The organism is Glaciimonas soli (assembly GCF_009497155.1).
Lineage (GTDB): Bacteria > Pseudomonadota > Gammaproteobacteria > Burkholderiales > Burkholderiaceae_D > Glaciimonas > Glaciimonas soli.
Genome location: NZ_WINI01000006.1, coordinates 214108 through 236056 on the forward strand (window position 1 = coordinate 214108; position 21949 = coordinate 236056).

The 21949-nt window shown below is 49.4% G+C and carries 21 protein-coding genes and 1 riboswitch; of the genes, 12 read left to right on the forward strand and 9 right to left on the reverse strand.

Annotated features, from left to right (window positions below):
* The first annotated feature begins 161 nt into the window (after positions 1 to 161).
* From GEV47_RS12130 to GEV47_RS12145, 4 genes are all read left to right on the forward strand, one after another.
* Positions 162 to 1286 carry an aromatic ring-hydroxylating oxygenase subunit alpha gene (locus GEV47_RS12130; RefSeq protein ID WP_153235029.1) on the forward strand — a complete coding sequence of 375 codons (1125 nt, stop codon included), beginning with the start codon at positions 162 to 164 and terminating at the stop codon, positions 1284 to 1286.
* Positions 1287 to 1479: 193 nt separating this feature from the next.
* Positions 1480 to 2358 (forward strand): DMT family transporter, encoded by an 879-nt coding sequence (locus tag GEV47_RS12135; RefSeq protein ID WP_153235030.1) that lies wholly within the window; start codon positions 1480 to 1482, stop codon positions 2356 to 2358.
* A 33-nt stretch (positions 2359 to 2391) separates the two neighbouring features.
* Complete coding sequence (locus tag GEV47_RS12140; RefSeq protein WP_153235031.1) at positions 2392 to 3252, forward strand: sulfurtransferase; 861 nt, start codon at positions 2392 to 2394, stop codon at positions 3250 to 3252.
* 27 nt (positions 3253 to 3279) lie between these two features.
* Positions 3280 to 3753 carry a VOC family protein gene (locus GEV47_RS12145; protein ID WP_153235032.1) on the forward strand — a complete coding sequence of 158 codons (474 nt, stop codon included), beginning with the start codon at positions 3280 to 3282 and terminating at the stop codon, positions 3751 to 3753.
* A 256-nt stretch (positions 3754 to 4009) separates the two neighbouring features.
* Here the strand turns inward: GEV47_RS12145 and GEV47_RS12150 are convergent, their stop codons facing one another.
* Both GEV47_RS12150 and polA read right to left on the reverse strand, forming a co-directional pair.
* Complete coding sequence (locus GEV47_RS12150) at positions 4010 to 4909, reverse strand: dienelactone hydrolase family protein (protein ID WP_153235033.1); 900 nt, start codon at positions 4907 to 4909, stop codon at positions 4010 to 4012.
* 240 nt (positions 4910 to 5149) lie between these two features.
* Complete coding sequence (gene polA / locus GEV47_RS12155; RefSeq protein WP_153235034.1) at positions 5150 to 7918, reverse strand: DNA polymerase I; 2769 nt, start codon at positions 7916 to 7918, stop codon at positions 5150 to 5152.
* Here polA and GEV47_RS12160 point away from each other — a divergent pair, their 5' ends adjacent.
* From GEV47_RS12160 to GEV47_RS12185, 6 genes are all read left to right on the forward strand, one after another.
* The gene (locus GEV47_RS12160; RefSeq protein WP_153235035.1) at positions 7919 to 8665 is read left to right on the forward strand and encodes an LOG family protein; all 747 of its coding nucleotides are present in this window, start codon (positions 7919 to 7921) and stop codon (positions 8663 to 8665) included.
* A 100-nt stretch (positions 8666 to 8765) separates the two neighbouring features.
* Positions 8766 to 9203, forward strand: coding sequence for a hypothetical protein (locus GEV47_RS12165; protein ID WP_153235036.1), 438 nt, complete (start codon positions 8766 to 8768; stop codon positions 9201 to 9203).
* 97 nt (positions 9204 to 9300) lie between these two features.
* On the forward strand, positions 9301 to 10257 hold the full coding sequence (locus GEV47_RS12170; protein WP_153235037.1) for a homoserine kinase: 957 nt from the start codon (positions 9301 to 9303) through the stop codon (positions 10255 to 10257).
* Positions 10258 to 10282: 25 nt separating this feature from the next.
* Positions 10283 to 11080 carry a BPSS1780 family membrane protein gene (locus GEV47_RS12175; protein WP_153235038.1) on the forward strand — a complete coding sequence of 266 codons (798 nt, stop codon included), beginning with the start codon at positions 10283 to 10285 and terminating at the stop codon, positions 11078 to 11080.
* 1 nt (position 11081) lies between these two features.
* On the forward strand, positions 11082 to 11534 hold the full coding sequence (locus GEV47_RS12180; RefSeq protein WP_153235039.1) for an MEKHLA domain-containing protein: 453 nt from the start codon (positions 11082 to 11084) through the stop codon (positions 11532 to 11534).
* Between the two features lie 35 nt (positions 11535 to 11569).
* Positions 11570 to 12175, forward strand: a complete 606-nt coding sequence (locus GEV47_RS12185) for a pyridoxamine 5'-phosphate oxidase family protein (RefSeq protein WP_153235040.1) — start codon at positions 11570 to 11572, stop codon at positions 12173 to 12175.
* Between the two features lie 6 nt (positions 12176 to 12181).
* Here GEV47_RS12185 and GEV47_RS12190 read toward each other — a convergent pair whose 3' ends face one another.
* Together GEV47_RS12190 and GEV47_RS12195 are read right to left on the reverse strand one after the other, a co-directional pair.
* Positions 12182 to 12667, reverse strand: coding sequence for a GNAT family N-acetyltransferase (locus GEV47_RS12190; protein WP_153235041.1), 486 nt, complete (start codon positions 12665 to 12667; stop codon positions 12182 to 12184).
* A gap of 77 nt (positions 12668 to 12744) precedes the next feature.
* On the reverse strand, positions 12745 to 15024 hold the full coding sequence (locus GEV47_RS12195; RefSeq protein WP_153235071.1) for a UvrD-helicase domain-containing protein: 2280 nt from the start codon (positions 15022 to 15024) through the stop codon (positions 12745 to 12747).
* A 168-nt stretch (positions 15025 to 15192) separates the two neighbouring features.
* On the opposite strand from GEV47_RS12195, the gene GEV47_RS12200 reads away from it, so the two are divergent.
* A complete protein-coding gene (locus GEV47_RS12200; RefSeq protein ID WP_407646243.1) occupies positions 15193 to 16407 on the forward strand; it encodes an MFS transporter in 1215 nt (404 codons plus the stop codon).
* 64 nt (positions 16408 to 16471) lie between these two features.
* The gene (locus GEV47_RS12205; RefSeq protein WP_153235043.1) at positions 16472 to 17155 is read left to right on the forward strand and encodes a GNAT family N-acetyltransferase; all 684 of its coding nucleotides are present in this window, start codon (positions 16472 to 16474) and stop codon (positions 17153 to 17155) included.
* Positions 17156 to 17182: 27 nt separating this feature from the next.
* On the opposite strand, the gene thiE is transcribed toward GEV47_RS12205, so the two are convergent.
* From thiE to thiC, 5 genes are all read right to left on the reverse strand, one after another.
* On the reverse strand, positions 17183 to 17806 hold the full coding sequence (gene thiE / locus GEV47_RS12210) for a thiamine phosphate synthase (RefSeq protein WP_153235044.1): 624 nt from the start codon (positions 17804 to 17806) through the stop codon (positions 17183 to 17185).
* Positions 17803 to 18639, reverse strand: a complete 837-nt coding sequence (gene thiD / locus GEV47_RS12215) for a bifunctional hydroxymethylpyrimidine kinase/phosphomethylpyrimidine kinase (RefSeq protein ID WP_153235045.1) — start codon at positions 18637 to 18639, stop codon at positions 17803 to 17805. The genes thiE and thiD overlap by 4 nt, the downstream gene beginning before the upstream one ends.
* A gap of 2 nt (positions 18640 to 18641) precedes the next feature.
* Positions 18642 to 19430, reverse strand: a complete 789-nt coding sequence (locus tag GEV47_RS12220; protein WP_153235046.1) for a thiazole synthase — start codon at positions 19428 to 19430, stop codon at positions 18642 to 18644.
* Between the two features lie 93 nt (positions 19431 to 19523).
* A complete protein-coding gene (thiS, locus tag GEV47_RS12225) occupies positions 19524 to 19724 on the reverse strand; it encodes a sulfur carrier protein ThiS (RefSeq protein ID WP_153235047.1) in 201 nt (66 codons plus the stop codon).
* 11 nt (positions 19725 to 19735) lie between these two features.
* Positions 19736 to 21649 (reverse strand): phosphomethylpyrimidine synthase ThiC, encoded by a 1914-nt coding sequence (gene thiC, locus GEV47_RS12230; RefSeq protein ID WP_153235048.1) that lies wholly within the window; start codon positions 21647 to 21649, stop codon positions 19736 to 19738.
* 85 nt (positions 21650 to 21734) lie between these two features.
* Positions 21735 to 21841, reverse strand: a riboswitch (TPP riboswitch).
* Positions 21842 to 21949 lie beyond the last annotated feature (108 nt).

A 21949-nucleotide genomic window follows, 5' to 3' on the forward strand; every position in this document is an offset into this window, starting at 1 on the left:
TTTAGGACTTACGCAAAATTGTCGCAGCAAGGCATATCGACGCAGGCAGTACGTCGGTACGACCAGGAGATATAACGCCGCTGTGGCGGTTTTGCGTAAGTCCTAGGTTTTTGTGGATTCTTTCTTCCTTAGGTTGGTGAAAATTAATTTGGGGGGTGGGAATGTCCGATCTGGTTACATTTTCCAAGCTCGCGCGCTCCAACGCGCAACTTCCGGTCAACGTCTATTTTGACGAAGCGCTATTAAAGCGCGAAATCGCCCAGCTATTTGCCCGTGGCCCGCATTATGTCGGTCATGAATTGATGGTGCCTAACGTTGGTGATTACGCCACGCTGGCAGCAGAAAAAGAAGGCCGCATGCTGGTGCGCAATAACGATACGCCTCAAGGCATAGCGTTGATCTCTAACGTCTGTCGTCATCGTCAGGCCAAAATGCTCGATGGTCGCGGCAACTCGCACAATATCGTTTGCCCGCTGCATCGCTGGACTTACGATTTAAAAGGCGAGCTGATAGGCGCACCGCATTTCGATGAAACGCCATGCCTGAATCTATCGACGACGCCATTGCAAAATTGGCACGGTCTATTGTTTGAACAAAACAGCTTCGATGTTAACAAAAAGCTACATGGTTTAGGCGTTGCCAAAGATCTCGATTTCAGCAATTACCTGTTCGACCATGTTGAAGTGCATGAATGCGACTACAACTGGAAAACCTTCATCGAGGTATATCTTGAGGATTACCACGTTGAGCCGTTTCATCCTGGTCTGGGCGGCTTTGTCAGTTGCGATGATTTGCAATGGGAATTCGGCAAGGATTACAGCGTACAGACCGTCGGCGTTAATCAAGGCTTGGTCAAGCCCGGTTCGCCAACGTATCAAAAATGGCAAGAGCAGGTACTTAAGTTCAACAATGGCCAACCGCCGAAATTCGGCGCGATCTGGCTTACCCTGTACCCTAACGTGATGGTGGAATGGTATCCACACGTGCTGGTAGTGTCGACTTTATGGCCAACCGGCCCACAAAAAACTACTAATGTGGTCGAGTTTTACTATCCGGAAGAAATTGCATTATTCGAACGTGAAATGGTCGAAGCTGAACGCGCTGCCTACATGGAAACCGCGGTCGAGGATGACGAAATCGCCTTGCGCATGGATGCCGGCCGCAAGATATTGATGGAACGCGGCACTAGCGAAGTCGGGCCGTATCAATCACCGATGGAAGACGGTATGCAGCATTTTCATGAATGGTATCGCGATCAGATGGAAAAACCAGGTCCGGCGATCTAAAACATTATGTAATGTTCGCATAGGTATTTAGACTAGATGTCTCGACGCAGGCAATACGTTAGTCCGGCAAAGAGAGACCGCGACGCATAAATACTTATTCGCGCTTACTTAAGACGCATAGTTAAAAAATGAGCCATCATACGATGGCTCATTTTTTTTACCCAATCACTGCACTCAAACTTACTCACCTTTCATGCAATCACTTTGGATGCTGGTCGCCAGCCTTATGTTTTCCATTATGGGCGTTTGCGTCAAACTCGCCTCCGACCAATACACCATCGCGGAGATCGTGGCCAGTCGCGGTATCGTCGGCATGTTGTTCATTCTCATTTTGATCTCCATCAAAGGCGGCACGCTAAAAACACCGCTAGTACGGCAACACGCCCAGCGTGGAATCGTCGGAACAATTTCTCTCTGGTTGTGGTTTTTTTCGTTTAGCCTGCTACCGGTCGCTACCGCCACCACGCTCAATTACACCTCGTCTATCTGGCTGGCGACGATATTGTTTATTGGCGCCTGGCTGCACGGCAGCAAACGTTTTGAATGGCCCCTGGCCTCGACCATTCTGATTAGCTTTATGGGCGTTGCGCTGCTATTGCGGCCATCGGTTGATAATGCGCAGTTGATAGGCGGTCTCATTGCGCTGGTTTCCGGCTTCATTTCCGCCCTCGCCTATTTGCAAGTACGTCATTTAGGAAAATTAGGAGAACCGGAATACCGCGTCGTCTTTTATTTTTCCGTCGTATGCGCCATTGCGGGCGTGCTTGGCAATTTATTATTTTACGGTGGGACAATCCCACTTTGGCATGCGCATAGCACCAAAGGCATCTTCCTTTTATTCACATTAAGCATCAGCGCAACGCTAGCGCAAATTGCGATGACCCGCGCATATCGACTAGGCAACGCTTTATTGACCGCCAATCTGCAATACACCGGCATCGTCTTTTCCAGCATCTGGGGCATAGTCATTTGGCAAGATAAGCTCGACGCTTTAGGATGGATCGGCATTGCCGTCATTCTGGTCGGCGGATTACTGGCAACGTTCTATAATCAACATCAGGCACGTCAATAACAACAATGACTAATCATATTCGCGAGGCACACCATGTCGACCCATCACTACACCACATTGATTTCAGCCACTAACCTGCTGCTGCATGCACAACCAGATTGGGTCATCATAGATTGTCGCCACGATCTGGCCAATCCCGATGCAGGGCGCGCGGCGTACGATGCGGGACATATTAAAAATGCACGCTTTGCACATCTTGATAACGACTTATCCGGTGCCAAACATGCAGCCGATGGCACATTCAAAGGTCGTCATCCATTGCCAGATCATCACAATTTAATTTCGAAATTACAGCATTGGGGAATTAGCGATGATACGCAAGTAATCGCCTACGACGCGCATGGCGGCATGTTTGCTGCGCGCTTGTGGTGGTTATTACGCTCCATCGGTCACGCCAATGTTGCAGTCCTGGATGGTGGCCTGGCAGCATGGCAAGCGGAAGGACAACCATTGTCAACCGTCGAACCACTAGCCGCACCGGGCAACATCAGCTTCAAAACACCCTTGGTACATAGCGTCAACTTGCATCATGTTGAAACACATTTAATCAATCCTAAACACGTGTTAATCGATGCCCGCGCACCTGATCGCTTCCGCGGAGAAAACGAAACCATAGACCCCGTCGGCGGTCATATTCCGGGTGCCAAGAATCGTTTTTTCAAAGACAACTTGCTACCGGATGGCCGCTTTAAATCTGGTCATCAGTTGCAACAAGAATTCGGATACCTCACCAGTGATCCGCTACATACTGTTATGCAATGCGGCTCCGGCGTAACCGCTTGCCATAATTTGTTGGCGATGGAAATCGCAGGCATGCATGGCGCATCGTTATATCCGGGATCTTGGAGTGAATGGTGTGCAGATCCGTCGCGGCCAATGACGACGGGCGTTTAATAACTGAACGACACTGCCGGAGGGCATATGCAAAAAATCATGCCGTTTTTGTGGTTTGATGGGAAAGTCGAAGAAGCAATACATTTTTATACGTCGACTTTCAAAAATGCAAAAATCCTGAATATCACACGCTATGGCGAAAGCAGCCCGGGTGAACCGGACACCGTGATGAGCGCTACCTTTGAACTCGAAGGGCAAACATTTATTGCTCTTAACGGCGGCCCGCAATTCACCTTTACGCCGGCAATATCGTTCTTCGTCAATTGCGAAACGCAAGAAGAAGTTGATTATTTTTGGGAGAAACTTTCTGAAGGCGGAGAAAAAAGTCGATGCGCGTGGCTGAAAGATAAATATGGACTGTCATGGCAAATCGTCCCCACCATTTTGGGGAAATTGTTGCAAGACAAAGATGCCAGGAAGGCTAACAATGTGATGATGGCGATGATGAAAATGGATAAAATCATCATCGCCGATTTGCAGCGGGCTTATGAACAAGGTTAAATAAACAAATCACGCAATGTGCAGTGAAGTTCAGACAGCTGCATAGCTCTTATTTTTTATGCAGACTTAGTATTCGCTTCCAGAATATCAATTCGGAAGCGGCGCCTAGAGCAAATAGAATGACGAAGCTAGTCTCTGCACCCAAGTCGTACATGACATAAGCTGCGATTAAAAATCCTACAGTAATCAAATGCTTCATTACTGGCTCCTTTTTGTCTTGCACCTAAGTGAAAACATTAGCTGACAAGGCAAGCAATCAACTCACCCCATGCGCCTTAAACCATTCCAAGGTCCGCTTCCAGCCATCTTCGGCATCCGCTTTCACATAACTAGGCCGATAATCCGCATTGAACGCATGACCAGAATTTGGATAAACAACAATCTCCGATTTGCTTTGGCCTTTGGCTAATTCGGTCCGCATTTGCTGCACAGTGTCTTGCGGAATTCCCGTATCTTTCTCGCCATACAAACCCAATACCGGCACCGTCAATGTCGCGGCAATATCAATCGGATTTCTTGGATTCAATTCAGTCTTATCACCCACAAAACGACCGTACCATGCAGCGCCCGCTTTGACTTTTGGATTGTGCGCTGCATATAACCAGGTGATGCGACCACCCCAGCAAAATCCGGTGATACCTAATTTTTCGATATTGCCACCATGGTCTTTTGCCCAGGCAACGCAAGCATCGATATCACCCATGACTTGATCGTCTGGGACTTTGCTCACGACTTTATCTATCAGTTCTGAAATCGTCGGGTATTTTGCCGGATCGCCCTGACGCTTGAATAAATCAGGGGCAACCGCCAGGTAACCAAGCTTGGCGAAACGACGAGCGAGATCGGCGATGTGTTCATGCAGGCCAAACACCTCAGAGACCACAATCACTACCGGTGGGTTTTTCTTGCCTTCAGGTTGCGCGTGATAAATCGGCATCGAAAAAACTGTGCCGTCTTTATTTTTCACTGGTATTTCAATTGCGCCAGCGCTTAAACCAACGGTATCGGTCTTAATCATGGTCTGCGCACAAACTGGCAATACCGCAGCGGCGAAACCTACGCCTACCGTTGTTTGTATGAATGTGCGCCTATCCTGATCTGCTGTTAATTTTGCGTTTCCTACCAAGCTATCAACATCATTTTTCAAATTTTTCATTCGAAATCTCCTGAGAGTGACATAGTAAAACTGAACGATAAAACATGCGACACAAACAAAATTGGCTCCAGGCGGTGACGGCTATGGCATGTTGCGCTCACAAAACGGCGTAACTCAAAAAGAAAGAGCTTAATAATCGAGATACTTGTGCACGCATAACCTTGCCACCAATATCTACGCCACAAGACCGTGAGCGCAACATGTCATAGCCGTCACCGCTTCACGCAAAGCCATCAAAAATTAATGCGCTTCATCCCAATTTTTTCCAACACCCACTTCGGCAATCAACGGCACTTTTAACTCCGCCACGCCCGCCATTAATTTTGGCAAGTTTTCGCGTATCAATGCCAGTTCATCTTGCGGCACTTCTAACACCAATTCATCGTGTACCTGCATCACCATTTTGGTGTTTAATTTTTGCGCTTCCAACCAATCTTGTACCGCAATCATCGCCAGTTTAATCAAGTCTGCAGCCGTGCCTTGCATAGGCGCATTGATCGCCGCACGCTCTGCTCCCGCACGACGCATACCGTTAGGTGAATTGATTTCCGGTAGACGCAAGCGACGACCGAAAACTGTTTCAACATAGCCTTGCGCTTTCGCTTGCAAGCGCGTGTCATCCATGAATTTTTTAACACCGGAAAAGCGCATGAAATATTTATCGATATACATTTGCGCTGCGGACCGCTCGATGCCGAGATTGCCCGCCAGACCAAACGCGCTCATCCCGTAGATCAAACCAAAGTTAATTACCTTGGCATATCGACGTTGCTCGCTGGTGACATCCGCAGCGTCCACGCCAAAAATTTCAGATGCTGTAGCACGGTGGATATCGACACCTTCGGCAAACGCCTTCAACATATTTTCATCGCCAGAAATATGCGCCATGATGCGTAATTCAATTTGCGAATAATCGGCAGAAACGATCACACTGTTTTCTGGGGCGACAAATGCTTCGCGGATACGACGGCCTTCTGCAGTACGAATAGGAATGTTTTGCAAGTTAGGATCGTTAGACGCCAACCTTCCCGTCACTGCTACCGCTTGTGCGTAATTAGTGTGTACCCGACCAGTATCCGGATTCACCATTTTCGGCAACTTGTCAGTGTAAGTTGATTTCAGCTTAGCCAAACCACGGTATTCAAGCAACAACTTGGGCAACGGATAATCTTCCGCCAATTTTTGCAACACTTCTTCATCGGTAGACGGTGCGCCTGAAGGGGTTTTTTTGATGACAGGCAGTTTGAGTTTTTCAAAGAAAATCTCACCCAATTGTTTCGGCGAACCTAAATTGAATGGTTGTCCGGCTAACTCATAAGCTTGCTGCTCAATTTCCAACAAGCGCTTGCCTAACTCATGCGATTGCTTCAGCAATATCTCTGCATCCACCAACACGCCGTTACGCTCGATTTTTTGCAACACAACTTCGGTTGGCACTTCGATTTTTTCGTAGACAAAACGCAGCTTGGCATCATGTTCTATATGTCCCCACAATACCTGATGCAGACGCAAGGTGATGTCCGCATCTTCTGCGGCATATTCAGTGGCGCGTGCAATTTCGACTTCATCAAAACCGATCTGTGATGCGCCCTTGCCACAGACTTCTTCAAACGTAATCGTGGTGTGACCAAGATGACGCAACGCCATACTGTCCATGCCATGCGGCAGATGCGATTCGTAAACATACGACGCCAACATCGTGTCATGCGCTATGCCACGTAAGTGCACGCCATGATTTGCAAAAATGTGGCTGTCGTATTTAAGATTTTGACCGACCTTATGTTTGCTGTCGTCCTCCAGCCATGGCTTCATCTTCGCCAGTACAACATCGCGCGATAACTGTTGGACGCCATCTTGTGCGCGATGAGCCACCGGAATATACGCTGCCGTACCCGCTTCGCAGCATAGCGAAATACCAACCAGCTGCGCGGTCATCGGCTCTAGTGAAGTGGTTTCGGTATCAATTGATGTCAATGCCGCGTTGTTTATCAGCGTCAGCCATTTGTCCAACTGCGCTTCGGTTGACACTGTTTCATAGTGTGTTTCTATGGCAGGAAACAAACTATTTTGCGCGACAGTTTCAGTATGGTTGTTATCGATGCTTTCAGCCGCTTTTTTTGTAGCGGTTGAAGTTGATGTATCACTATTTGCATTGCCCAATTCGCGCAACCACGTTTTGAAATTGTAGCGCGTATAAATTTCTGTCAACGCTGCTTTATCATTGGGCTGTACTGCCAGCGATGCTGGAAACTCACCCATGTGTGCGCTCAAATCGCAATCGGTTTTAACCGTGACCAACGCTTTGGCTTGTGGCAGCCAATCTAACGCTTGTCGCAAATTTTCACCGACAGCGCCGCCGATGTTGGCTGCGTTTGCCATCACTTCGTCGACAGTGCCATATTGCGCCAGCCATTTGACCGCTGTCTTGGGTCCAACTTTGGATACTCCGGGGATATTGTCGACGGTGTCACCAATCAACGTGAGATAATCGACGATACGCTCTGGTGGTACGCCAAATTTGGCTATCACACCGGGCGGATCTAGCGTCTCGTTGCTCATGGTGTTGATCAGGGTCACATGTTGATTTACCAGCTGAGCCAAATCTTTGTCACCGGTAGAAACCACCGCGCGCATGCCATGTGCCACAGCTTGTACTGTGAGTGTACCGATGACATCGTCGGCTTCGACGCCTTCGACCATCAGAATTGGCCAGCCCATGGCGCGTACTGCGGCATGAATCGGAACGATCTGCTTGACTAAATCTTCCGGCATGTGCGCACGCGTCGCTTTGTATTCAGCATACATGTCGTCACGGAAGGTTTTCCCTTTTGCATCGAACACGCAAGCAATGTAAGCTGCAGGGTAATCAAGCCGTATACGGCGCAGCATATTTAATATTCCATATAACGCGCCGGTAGGCTCATTGGCAGCATTGCGCATATCGGGCAATGCATGGAATGCGCGGTAAAGGTAACTGGAACCATCAACTAACAACAAGGTATTTTGCATATGGAATCGAATTCGAACGGAAAAAATGTGCCGCGTTTGCGGCAAGTGACTGACATCGAACGCGCTACTTCTAAGAAAGCACGCGAATCATGGCATATGTTCACGATTATGGCAGAGTTTATCGAGTCTACTGAACGCTTGTCAGAGTTGCGTCCAGCAGTCTCTATTTTTGGTTCTGCGCGAATCAAAGAGGATAACCCGTATTACCCGCTCTGCATGAATATTGCACGGCGCTTTTCAGACGCTGGCTTCGCGGTCATTTCGGGTGGCGGTCCGGGCTTAATGGAAGCAGCCAACAAAGGCGCATTTGAAGGAAAATCGCCGTCGGTTGGTCTGAATATCGAATTGCCGCATGAGCAAAGCAATAATAAATGGCAAGATATTTCATTGAGTTTTCGTCACTTTTTTGCGCGTAAAGTTGCTTTCGTTCGCCATGCCGATGCTTACATCGTCTTGCCGGGCGGTTTTGGCACTCTTGACGAATTGTCAGAAGTATTGACCTTGATACAAACCGGAAAATCACGTCATATCCCAATCATTCTTGTAGGCGGCACGTTCTGGGCCGGTTTGCTGGATTGGTTCCGCGGGCAGTTGGTTACCACTGGCATGATTGCAGAAAAAGACATGGATTTGCTGCAGGTAATTGATGACCCGGAACAGATAGTCGATGCGGTATTTCATTTTTATGATGAGGGTGAAACTTCATTGGAGGAATCCTCGGAACACCATACCGGCTCAATGTTGTAATCGCGCCAGATAGGGCGACTACCGCCCTATCGACACGACCAGTTTGCTACAATGAGACTTAGGAATTATCTAACCAATCCATAACTACATTACAAACATAATGAAAAACTCAAAAATCTGGGCCGCCGCGACTCTCTGTGTTTCAGTTATGGCAACACCGCTGCTGGTACATGCGCAGGATAAAACCGGCGCTACCGCGCCTCCTCCGCCGGAATTGCAAAAATTGGAAGAGGTCAGCGACGATGGCACGCCGTTGATCAAGAAGGATAATAATGAAGGTGAAGGTGAGAAGCAGATCACCCAAAAACGTAATGCGCAAGGCGTCATCACCGAAGAAACTGTCCATAGTGGCGGCAGCACTTACAAAGTCACCGCGCCAGTCAGTGGCTCGAATCACGTAAAAGGTGCTGAGTGGACAATTGGCACCTTTGGTGGCCCTAAGCCGGCCAAGCCGGACAATCCTGGCGCAGAAAGAGATCCGCAAAACAAAACTGCTGCGCCACCACCAGACAACAATATGACGCAATCAGCAAACTAAGCGCGTAACCAGACAGCAAGAAGCATCACCATCGCGCCATTGCCTTGCAATGGCGCGATGGCATTTATACCGCATCCACTTTTAGCTCCTACCTCTTATGGCAGTATTTACCCCGGTCAGTTTAGAAGACCTCAATCGTTGGCTTCCGCAGTTTTCTTTAGGCAAAGCACTCGCCATCAAAGGTATTTCTGCCGGTATCGAAAACAGTAATTTTTTTATCACCACCGAAACCGGTGAATATGTATTAACTGTATTTGAAAAGCTCAGTTTTGAAGAGTTGCCGTTTTACCTGGAGTTAATGCGCCATCTGGCCAAGCGCGACGTTGCAGTCCCTGCGCCGATCGCCAATCGCCAAGGTGCCATTATCAATGCGCTGCATGACAAGCCTGCTGCCATCGTGACCAAACTCAGCGGCGCATCACAAATGTCGCCAGCGCCGATACACTGTGCAGAGGTTGGTGCGATGCTTGCGAAAATGCATTTGGCAGCACAAGATTTTGCGATTAAACAGCCTAATTTACGGGGCATCACGTGGTGGCGCCAAACTACGCCTATCGTGTTGCCGTATTTATCCGAGGATGCGCAACAGTTGTTGCGTACGGAAATGCAATTTCAGGAAGATTTTGCACTGACGACTACCTATCAAAACTTACCACGCGGCCCGGTACATGCCGATTTGTTCCGCAATAACGTGATGTTTGATGGCGACCATTTGTCAGGTTTTTTTGATTTTTATTTTGCTGGTTACGACACCTGGTTATTTGACCTGGCAGTCACTGTCAACGACTGGTGCATTAACCTTGATACGGGCGAACTGGATAATGATCGGGTAAATGCCATGATCGATGCCTATCGGGCGATACAACCGTTTAGCGCCGACGAACAGTTGGCCTGGCAGCCGATGCTGCGTGCCGCTGCGCTGCGCTTTTGGTTATCTCGTCTGTATGATTTTTATTTGCCGCGTGAAGCTGAAATGCTAACGCCGCACGATCCAACACACTTTGAACGGATATTACGACAACGTATCGCTCACTTGGCTCCGGCTTTGATTTAAAGCGTTACGAGGTCTACGAAACACTATGGAAAAATTACCTGCAAAAGCTGGTTGGCTGTGGATTAAAAGAGGCTTTGCCATATTTCGCAAACAGCCAATAGAAATCTCCACATTACTGCTGACGTACATGTTTTTGATGTTTGCTGTCGGTGTCATCCCTTGGCTGGGCCAATTGTTGCCCATGATATTGCTGCCGGTATTTGCGATGGCCTTCATGCAAGCGTGCATTCATGTCGAGCAAGGAAAGCGGGTTTTACCCAGCGTACTGCTAACCGGCTTCCGTTCTCCGCAAATCAAAAATTTACTCATTTTAGGTTGCGTACATCTGATCGTCGCCATCGGCGTAATTGGCGCATCTGCGCTGGTTGACGACGGCACATTCTGGCAAGTGGTCACCGGGCAAATTCAACTCGACGCCAAGAACGTAAAAGACTTGGATATATCGCAAGCCATGCTGTTTTCTTGCGCGCTTTATGTACCGTTCGCGATGGCTTTTTGGTATGCCGCTCCACTGGTTGCATGGAAAAAAATGGGCGTATTTCAAGCCCTGTTTTATAGCTTCTTCGCCGTCTGGGGGCAGTTCAAAGCGTTTGTTGCTTATTCGTTGGTGTGGACGGCAATCGGCACCATCGTGCCTACCATTATAGGCACGATCACCGCACTCATATTTGGCAGTACTGGTGCCGCCATCACGCTATTATTACCGCTGTCGCTCATGATGACGGTGGTGTTGTATTGCTCGTTTTATCCCGCTTATACAGATGTATTTGGCATCCCGGATGACGCGCAAGACAAACTCCCTACGTCATCTAAGGCCCAGTGAAATGACGCCAGGTTTCGCGCAAGATCAGATTTTTTTACATATTCTGACGGAAAGCTATCGGCGTCTCACCGGGCGTAATTTGATGGCATCTGATGCAGATGCGCATTGGTTATATCACGATGCGCCATTCAGCCTTCTGGCGCACAGCGCTGCCATAGATCCATGCTTCATCTATGCCAATCAGTCAGCGCAAAATTGTTTTGAATATAATTGGGACGAGATTATAAAGCTGCCGTCTCGTTTATCCGCAGAAATGCTTGATCGTGCAGAGCGCCAACGCTTGTTGGACGCAGTGACGCAACACGGTTATATCGACAATTACAGCGGCATTCGCATCGCCAAATCAGGTCGACGTTTTTGGATCAAAAATGCGACGGTATGGAATCTGACAGATGAAAAAGGGATACAACACGGGCAAGCCGCGTTGTTTGCCGATTGTGAAAATATAGAATAAGTTTTACACCATTCAGCTTTCCGATAGAGGCGCATATGCTAACAACGATAGAGCAACTTGAAAAAATTTACGGCCAGCCTCACGAACGCGCAATCAACAAAGAAATCACATTCGTCAACGAAGATTATCGCGCCTTCATTGAGTTCTCTCCATTCGTCGTACTAGCAACGGCCGGCCCTGAAGGGCTGGATTGTTCGCCACGCGGTGACACGCCGGGTTTCGTGCGCATCATCGACCAACATACTCTGGCGATTCCCGACCGCATCGGGAACAATCGCATGGACAGTCTGCGCAATATCATCAGTGATCCGCATCTCGCGCTGCTGTTCGTGGTGCCTGGTGTAGGCGAAACGTTGCGAGTTAATGGACGCGGCCGTATTTCGGACGATGCGGCGCTACTAGAAAGTTTTGCGGTCGATGGCAAGTTGCCCCGCACGGTAATACTGGTCGACGTCGAGGCAGTGTATTTTCACTGCTCGAAGGCGTTTGCCCGTTCCAAGTTATGGGATCCCACGCGCCACGTCGAGCGTTCTCGACTGCCAAGTGCTGGCGCGATACACCGGCGGTTAAATGGAGAGTCTTTCGATGCCGATGCTTATGATCTCGCTCAGATCGAGAGAATGCGGAACAGTTTGTACTGATCACGATTAAGCGCAAGTTTTCAGCTTGAGCTTAAAACCCTCATGCGTTGCCGTGAAACCCAGGCGTGCATAAAACCTATGCGCTTCAGTCCGGCTTTTATCGCTGGTTAATTGTGCCAAATCGCATCCGCGCTCCTGCGCTATCAACAATGCCTGAGCGATGATCCAGTTGCCGATACCTTGACCGCGCAAGCTGCTGTCGACGCGCACAGCTTCAATATTTGCCCGCAAGGCACCGCGACGACTAAGGCCGGGGATAAAGGTCAACTGCAACATCGCAATCACACGACCATCCAGCTCGCCAAGCAATAGATACTGGTTAGTATCTGCTGCGATCGCTTCGAATGCCTGTACATAGCACGCATCGTCACTGCTGCCGGCATCGCGGCTTTTCCCAAGGATATCATCGGCCAGTAATTCCAACAATCGGGGTAAGTCGCTGCGAATAGCGCGACGGGTTTTCAAATCTTCATGGTTTATTTTTTGCGCCATATTTTACCTACCCACTTCTCACTTTATTCCAGCAATGACGGATTCGTTTGCGTGATGCGCGCGAATATTGAGCAACTTTACACTTTCTCCAATTTCGCCACCGTCAAATCCAGCAACTTCATCCCGTGCTTGCCAAAATTAATTTGCGCACGAGCGTTGTCGCCGCCGCCCTCAATATTCACAATCACGCCTTCCCCAAATTTTTGATGGGCGACGTTTTCGCCGATGCGCCAGCCGCTGTCTCGCTTGAAATTCTTGGCAATGTTGTTCGCGCCCGCTTGCGGTTCATCTACCCATGCAGCTTTAGGACGTGCGAACCAATCATTTTTTTGCACTTGAATTTTTGGCGACAACCACTTCAATGCTTCATCGGGCAACTCATCAAAGAAACGTGAGCGCATGTTGTAACGCGTTTGACCGTGCAACATCCGTGTTTGCGAAAAACTCAAATACAAACGTTTCTTCGCACGGGTAATCGCGACATACATCAAGCGCCGCTCTTCTTCGACACCAGATTCTTCTTGTTGTGAGTTTTCGTGCGGGAACAAGCCTTCTTCCAGGCCAGTAATAAACACCGCATCAAACTCCAAACCTTTAGATGAGTGCACCGTCATCAATTGCAACGCGTCTTGGCCAGTCTTGGCTTGATTATCACCGGCCTCCAACGAAGCGTGAGAAAGAAATGCTGACAATGGCGACATGATGGTAGAAAGCTGCGCATCCGCATCGATGATTTCGACGCCATCAGCCAGCGTGATTGCAGCACCGGCCATGGCTGACGCCTGCGGTCCGAGCAGCGCTGGAGCATCCGCACCAAACCCTTCTTCCGAGACAAACAAGGTCGCGGCATTGACTAGCTGCTCCAGATTTTCGATGCGATCAGCGCCTTCTTTTTCAGTGCGATAGTGTTCCATCAGGCCGCTCATATCGAGCATGATCTGCACCATTTCCGGCAATGGCAATTGCTGCGTTTCAAAACGAGCGGCTTCGATTAATTTAGTAAATGCACCAAGTACAGCACCCGCTTTTCCCGTCACAAACGGTACAGCGGCATATAACGAAATACCATATTGTCTTGCCGCGTCTTGCAACTGCTCCAGCGAACGTGCGCCTATGCCGCGTGTCGGAAAATTCACTACGCGTAAAAATGCCGAATCGTTGTGCAAGTTGTCCATCAACTGCAAGTACGCAATTGCGTGCTTCACTTCAGCACGTTCAAAATAGCGCTGACCGCCATATACTTTGTACGGAATTCCGTTGGAAAACAACGCATGTTCTATCACGCGCGATTGCGCATTGGAGCGATACAAAATCGCGATTTCACTGCGCAACGCGCCTTCATTGATCAGGCTTTTCGCTTCTTCGATGATCCATTGCGCTTCTTGCAAATCACTACTGACCTCCTGTATCCGCACCGGCTCTCCATGGCCGGCATCGGTGCGCAGATTTTTACCTAAGCGCTTACTGTTGTTGGCGATCAGCGTGTTGGCACTATCAAGAATATGACCATGCGAACGATAATTTTGCTCTAGCTTGATCAAATTTTCGACTTTGAATTCGCGCTCAAATGCGCTCATGTTACCGACGTTGGCACCACGGAATGCATAAATACTTTGATCGTCATCACCTACCGCAAACACGGCACTATGCTGCCCGGCCATCAGCTTCAACCACTTGTATTGCAAGTCATTAGTATCTTGAAACTCATCGACCAGAATATGTTTAAAGCGGGATTGATAATGTTCGCGCAACGGTTGATTACGGCTCATTAATTCATAGGTCCGCAATAACAGTTCGGCGAAATCGACCACACCTTCACGTTGACATTGTTGGTCGTACAAATCGTACAACTCAACAAATTTGCGATTGTAGTCATCATTGGCTTCCACTTCATGCGCGCGCAAGCCCTGATCTTTGGCGCCATTGATGAAGTACATGACATTGCGTGCCGGGTATTTTTCATCATCGACATTCATCGCTTTCAGCAAGCGTTTAATCGCTGATAACTGATCTTGCGAATCGAGAATCTGAAATGTCTGCGGCAGGCCCGCATCTTTGTGATGTGCCCGCAACAGGCGATTACATAAACCGTGGAAAGTGCCTATCCACATGCCTCGCGTATTAATCGGCAACATTGCCGATAAACGTGCCAGCATTTCTTTCGATGCTTTATTGGTAAATGTCACCGCCAAAACGCCTGATGGCGACACTTGTCCTGTTTGAATCAGCCAAGCGATACGGGTAGTCAACACCCGCGTTTTACCTGAGCCAGCGCCCGCCAGAATTAAGGCAGATTGTGCTGGCAAGGTGACGGCGGCGAGTTGTTCGGGATTGAGATTGTGAAGGAGATTTTGCATACCGCCATTATAAGGCCGTGCGGTGACCGGCGTTCCCTTTGCTGCATAAACGCCAAGACTTCTCTTCATTTGGTCCATCCTCAGCAAGATTGCCCCGTCAAGCGTAAAATTGCAAAGCTCTTGCTACGCAATTGCTTTTCAACCACGTTGTCCGACATGTCCAAACCCATCCAGCTTACTTCTCCCATCGCCCCAGAATCGCCACGCGCTGTTACTTTTCACATCATCTCCACGGCTTTTTTCACTTTCGTCTGCTATCTCACCATCGGCTTACCGCTGGCGGTATTGCCAGGTTACGTCAATATCGATCTGGGCTACAGCACGGTGATTGCCGGTTTTGCCATCAGTCTGCAATATCTGGCAACCATGCTCAGCCGTCCGCAAGCGGGCAGGATTGCTGATACCGTCGGCCCAAAAACGGCAGTGCTATATGGGTTGATTGGTTGCGGCGTCAGTGGCGCGATTTTAGTAGTAGCAACATTGTTGTCACATATTCCTTTGTTAAGTTTGTGTATTTTAATGATCGCTCGCCTAGTACTGGGTTATGCGGAAAGCCTGGTCGGTACCGGTGCGATTACCTGGGGTATTGGACGAGTCGGTGCGGTGCATACGGCACGCATGATTTCATGGAACGGGATAGCAACTTATGGCGCTTTGGCTGTGGGTGCGCCGGTTGGCGTCGTGTTGGTGCATGCCTGGGGCTTACCTGTAGTCGGTCTGACCATCGTCGCATTGGCCGCCATGGGCTATTTTTTAGCACGTCTGAAACAAGCTACTGCCATCATCAAAGGCGAACATCTACCGTTTCGCAACGTATTGCGTCGCGTTTTGCCGCATGGCTTCGGGCTGGCACTGGGTTCTATCGGCTTTGGCTCGATTGCCACTTTTATCACCCTGTTCTACGCTAGTCACCACTGGCCGAACGCAGCATTTGCGCTCTCAGTATTCGGTTTTTGCTTTGTCGGAACGCGCTTGGTATTTTCTTCGGCGATCACGCAGTTTGGCGGTTTCCGGGTAGCTACGGCATCGTTTGTAGTCGAAACTATCGGTTTGATGATGCTAGGATTTGCACCTGCACCTTGGGTCGCCATGTGTGGCGCGGCGCTGACTGGTTGCGGCTTTGCGTTGATATTCCCAGCTTTAGGTGTTGAAGCCGTCCGCTTGGTTCCTCAACATAATCGCGGTAGCGCTTTAGGCGCGTATTCACTATTTCTGGATGTCGCACTTGGCATCACTGGCCCGTTAGCCGGATTCATCGCTTCGCGCATGGGATATCACGAAGTGTTTTTGTTTGCCTCGATGGCGGCCTTGATTGGCGTCGGCTTGACGGTGGTATTGTATCGACGGTCAGAACGGGCTATGGGGAATATGTCGGTAGAGTAATCCATAGATTCTTAATGTAAGAACCAGATCTATTTTATTTGATCTGTTTTTTGGCTAGGCGCATATGACTAAAAATTATTTCGTTTTAGACCATCCCGTTTGGAATGCTTTGACTTCTGCCCATCAAACAATGGCACGCGCAAACGGCCTGGCGATTCGATATCCCAACGCCGTGTCGCCACTTGCTGCTTTGCGAGAACCGACACCGCAAGCATTTGCAGATTTACATGCCTTAGTTGGCTCTGGCGAAATTGTCGGCTTGGTTACAGCCGAACCGCTGGAAGTTCCAGATGACTGGAAAGTCCTGTTAGCAAGACCCATAGATCAAATGATTTGCACCGCTACCCCGATATTTTCTCCGATCCGACTCATGCGATTGACAGACGAGGACGTACCAGAAATGTTGGCGCTTACCGCCGTTACCGAGCCAGGGCCATTTTTGGCTGGAACTATTCAAATGGGACACTATTTTGGTGTGCGTTCAAACACTGGACGCTTAGTCGCCATGGCGGGACAGCGTATGGAATTGGGCGAGTTTATCGAAATCAGCGCAGTGTGTACGCATCCAGAATTTCGCGGTAACGGCTACGCACAATCATTGGTTGGCAGTCTCTGCGCACAAATTTTGTCGGAAGGGAAGACGCCGATTCTTCACGTCAAGACAGAAAATGCTGCCAAAACTCTCTATGAAAAAATCGGTTTTAATGTGCGCAGGGCTGTTCAATTTACGGTGCTTACGCCTCAGTGATCAAGATTTTTTAACTATCGAAAATTTTCACGAAAACAAATCTGCAAATCCTCGGGCCGCAGCGACAGGATCTTCCGCCAAATAAACACTGCTAATAGCCGCCACCATATCCGCACCAGCGATAACCAGCGGCGCCGAATTCTCGACGGTCATGCCGCCGATGACGACGTTAGGCAAAGCGATTTCTCTCTTTGCTTGCGTGACGATAGCCGGTTGCGTGGACACCTCATATTTCTTCACCCGCGATGGGTAGAATCCGCCGAAGGCGATATAACTCGCACCTTCGCGCTGCGCTTGATGCGCCAGTTCCAGACTGCCATAGCACGATGCGCCGACGATTTTGTCAGCACCAACTTGTGCCCGCACTTCTGCCACGCTGGCATCGGTACCACCGACGTGTATGCCATCTGCATCCAAGGCTAAACATAGCTCAACATAATCGTTGACGATGAAAGGTCGCTGATAGCGGCGACATAGTGCAAGTAACTGCTCAGCCTGCGACTGACGTTGTATCGCATCAGCAGTTTTGTGGCGATACTGGACAATTGCAGCGCCGCCCTGCAATGCTTGTTCGGTGACGACTAGCAGTTTTTCGGTGTCATCCCAATCAGGTGTAACGACGTAGAGACCTTGCAAGCGGTATTTATTCATAATGATTCTTTCTGCAAAAATGGCAGGATGCGGCTGGGTATACGTTGGCCAGCAGCGATTGCGTAAGACGATGCCAAGGTTTGTTGGCAATAGATTTGCGCTGCATCTATTGCGTGCCCCATCGTCAAGCCTCGCGCCAATAATGCCGACAATGCTGCAGCCAGCGTACAACCGCTGCCGTGGAATTCCCCCTGCAAACGTGGCCAACGCCAACTTCGTTGTTGGTCATCGCCCTCATTGTTCGTGTACCAACGATTCAGCACAATATCTTGCTCAGGTCCGTGCCCGCCCTTTAATAAAACATGCTGGCAGCCACGCTTAAGCAGTTGCTGTGCTTGTGCATCCGGATCGTGTTCATCGCCACACAAACGATTCGCTTCGATACGATTGGGGGTGATGACTGTTGCCAATGAAAACAACGGTGCAATCGCATCTATCGGATCTTCACTCGCCAGATTAACGCCAGCGCCGGTGGCCAACACAGGGTCAAATATCACAGGCAAATCAGGCTGACGCTTGCGCAGATCGCGAATGATGGATGCAATCACTTCGGCATTGGCGCGATTGCCAACTATACCTAGCTTGATGGCCGCGATTGGAATGCGATCTACCAGTACTTGCGCTTGCTGCCGGACCAAATCTGCAGCGACTGAATGGACACCGAAAACGTGGTCGTTGTCTTGCACCGTCAACACGGTCACGACCGACATAGGATGTGCGCAAAGTGCAGCAATCGCCGTGATGTCAGCTTGTAACCCCGCACCGCCACTGGGATCGGAGCCGGAAAACACCAGGACACATGGCGGTGTTGCTCTATCCGTTGCTGTATTCATTATTACAAAACACGACCAGCCATTGGTGACGATGGCGATGCGGCAAAGCGCTTGGCAATCCGTCCTGCCAGATACGCTTCACGACCGGCCTCCACTGCCAGACGCATCGCACGCGCCATGCGGACTGGATCTTGTGCACCAGCGATTGCGCTATTCATCAAGACGCCGTCGCAACCCAACTCCATTGCAATCGCCGCATCAGATGCGGTACCAACACCGGCATCGACTAACACAGGCACTTTGGATTGTTCAATGATTAGTGATAAATTCCAGGGATTCAAAATACCCATACCGGAACCTATCAGCGATGCTAATGGCATCACGGCGACGCAGCCGATGTCCTCCAGAATTTTGGCCTGGATTGGATCGTCACTGCAATACACCATCACATCGAAACCGTCTTTGACTAATGTCTCGGCTGCTTTTAGTGTCTCTGGCATGTTGGGGAATAGTGTTTTTTCATCTCCCAACACTTCGAGTTTTGCCAGCTTATGACCGCCTAATAACTCACGTCCAAGCTGCAATGTGTACACCGCATCAGCCGCGGTATAACAGCCGGCAGAGTTGGGCAAAATCGTATAACGCGATGGCGGTACGACATCCAACAAACTCGGCGCATTCGGATCCTGTCCAATGTTTACGCGGCGAATGGCGACGGTAATAATGTCGGCACCGGATGCTTCCGTAGCCTCGCGGGTCTGGTCTAAATCTTTGTATTTGCCACTGCCTACTAACAGGCGTGAGTTGTAGGTTTTTCCGGCGATGATTAAACCTGCATTTGATGAGTTCATCTTGTTTCCTTCCTACGTGATTGCTTTAGTCTTGCGGACACCCTCTACATGGCCCTCTCCTATGTTCGGGAGAGGACATCAGAGAAGATAAAATCAGCCGCCGCCGATGGCGCGCACTACGTCAACTTTGTCTCGTGCTTGCAGCACGTGCTGCTCCCAGTATTGAGACTGCACGACTTGGCGATTGACTGCCACGGCGATGGCTTTTCCGGTCAGTTCCAAAGCATCGACTAATTGCGCCAGATTCTGGCTGTCTATGCATTGAAACGATTTTCCGTTTAGCTCAATTTCCATAATGATTACTCTTACTGCTTGCTATAAATTTCCGCGCCCATTTTGACGAATTCGATGGATTTCACTTCCATCCCTTTCTTCAATGCGTCGATCTCGCTGATACCTTGTTGTGCAGCGTATTCGCGCACTTCTTGCGTGATTTTCATTGAGCAGAAATGCGGGCCACACATGGAACAGAAATGCGCAACTTTGGCGGAGTCTTTAGGCAAAGTCTCATCATGGAATTCGCGCGCTTTATCAGGATCAAGACCCAGATTGAATTGATCATCCCAGCGGAATTCAAAACGCGCCTTTGACAAAGCATTATCACGAATCTGTGCACCGGGATGACCCTTGGCCAAATCAGCAACGTGAGCCGCAATTTTGTAGGTGATGATGCCGTCTTTGACGTCGACTTTATTTGGCAAACCGAGATGTTCTTTCGGTGTGACGTAGCACAACATCGCTGTACCGTACCAACCGATAGTGGCAGCACCAATACCTGATGTGATGTGATCGTAACCAGGTGCAATGTCGGTAGTTAATGGGCCTAAGGTGTAGAACGGCGCTTCGTCGCACTGTTCCAATTGCAAGTCCATATTCTCTTTAATCAAATGCAGCGGTACGTGACCCGGACCTTCAATCATGACTTGCACGTCATGCTTCCAGGCGATCTGCGTCAACTCACCCAGCGTTTTCAATTCGCCCAATTGCGCTTCATCGTTGGCGTCGTAGATCGAACCAGGGCGCAAGCCATCGCCGAGACTGAATGAAACGTCGTAGGCCTTCATGATTTCGCAAATGTCTTCGAAGTGATCGTATAAGAACGATTCTCTGTGATGCGCCAGACACCATTTCGCCATGATGGAACCACCACGCGAGACGATGCCTGTCAGGCGTTTTGCCGTCATCGGTACGTATTGCAAACGTACGCCGGCGTGAATGGTGAAGTAGTCAACGCCCTGCTCGGCTTGTTCAATCAGCGTGTCACGGAAAATTTCCCATGTCAGGTCTTCTGCTTTGCCGTTAACTTTTTCCAGTGCCTGATAAATAGGTACGGTGCCGATTGGTACTGGCGAATTGCGGATGATCCATTCACGTGTTTCGTGAATGTGTTTGCCTGTCGACAGATCCATCACATTATCGCCACCCCAACGAATCGCCCATGTCATTTTTTCGACTTCTTCGCCGATTGATGATGTCACTGCTGAATTGCCGATGTTGGCGTTAATCTTGACCAGGAAATTACGCCCGATAATCATCGGCTCGATTTCTGGATGGTTAATGTTGGCAGGAATAATCGCGCGACCACGAGCGATTTCTGAGCGCACAAACTCTGGCGTAATTTCGGCAGGAATGCTGGCGCCGAAAGATTGGCCAGGATGTTGCCGTCCCATCAGATCAGCTAGGCGCGTGCCCATAGGGCCGGAAGCTTTTAATTCAGCGAGATATTCTTGACGACGCATGTTTTCACGAATCGCGACGTACTCCATTTCTGGCGTGATGATGCCCTGACGTGCATAGTGCATTTGCGAGACGTTTTTTCCTGCTTTTGCACGACGCGGTTTGCGATGTAAATTGAAACGCAATTCCGCCAATTTCGGATCATTGAGACGTTCGATACCGTAGTCGGAAGTTGGTCCAGCCAGTTCATCGGTGTCATCGCGCTCTACTATCCATGGCGTACGCGGTGTATCCAAACCGGAACGGATGTCGATTTTGACATCTGGATCGGTGTAAGGGCCAGAGGTGTCATAAACATAAACGGGCGGATTTTTTTCAGCACCAAATGAAGCCGCTGTATCAGATTGGCTGATTTCACGCATCGGTACGCGGATATCAGGACGCGAACCGGTGACGTAAATTTTGCGAGAATTCGGTAATGGCTGGATGGCTAATTCGTCTACCGTTGCGGTAGCCGAAAGAAATTTTGGATTGGCATTCATGTGTGGCTCCTTTGCTTGTATTTCTTGGCATGGGAGCCAGCAAAGGAGTTTCGAGGGGACGGCACAATGCAAAAATGATCGGCCTACTATGTCTCGACAGCTTCCCTTCGCTGGCATTACCCAGATCAGGTTCAGAGGGTGTATCTCACCCGATTATTGATGATTCAATAACCAGGACCCCTAGCGTTTCGCTGACTCAGAACAAATACCCGAGTCAGCGAAAAGGATTTTACCATTCGGATTTGGAATAAGTATAGTTAATTAGCAGTTTCCGCTATTGCGGTTTGCCTATATAACAAT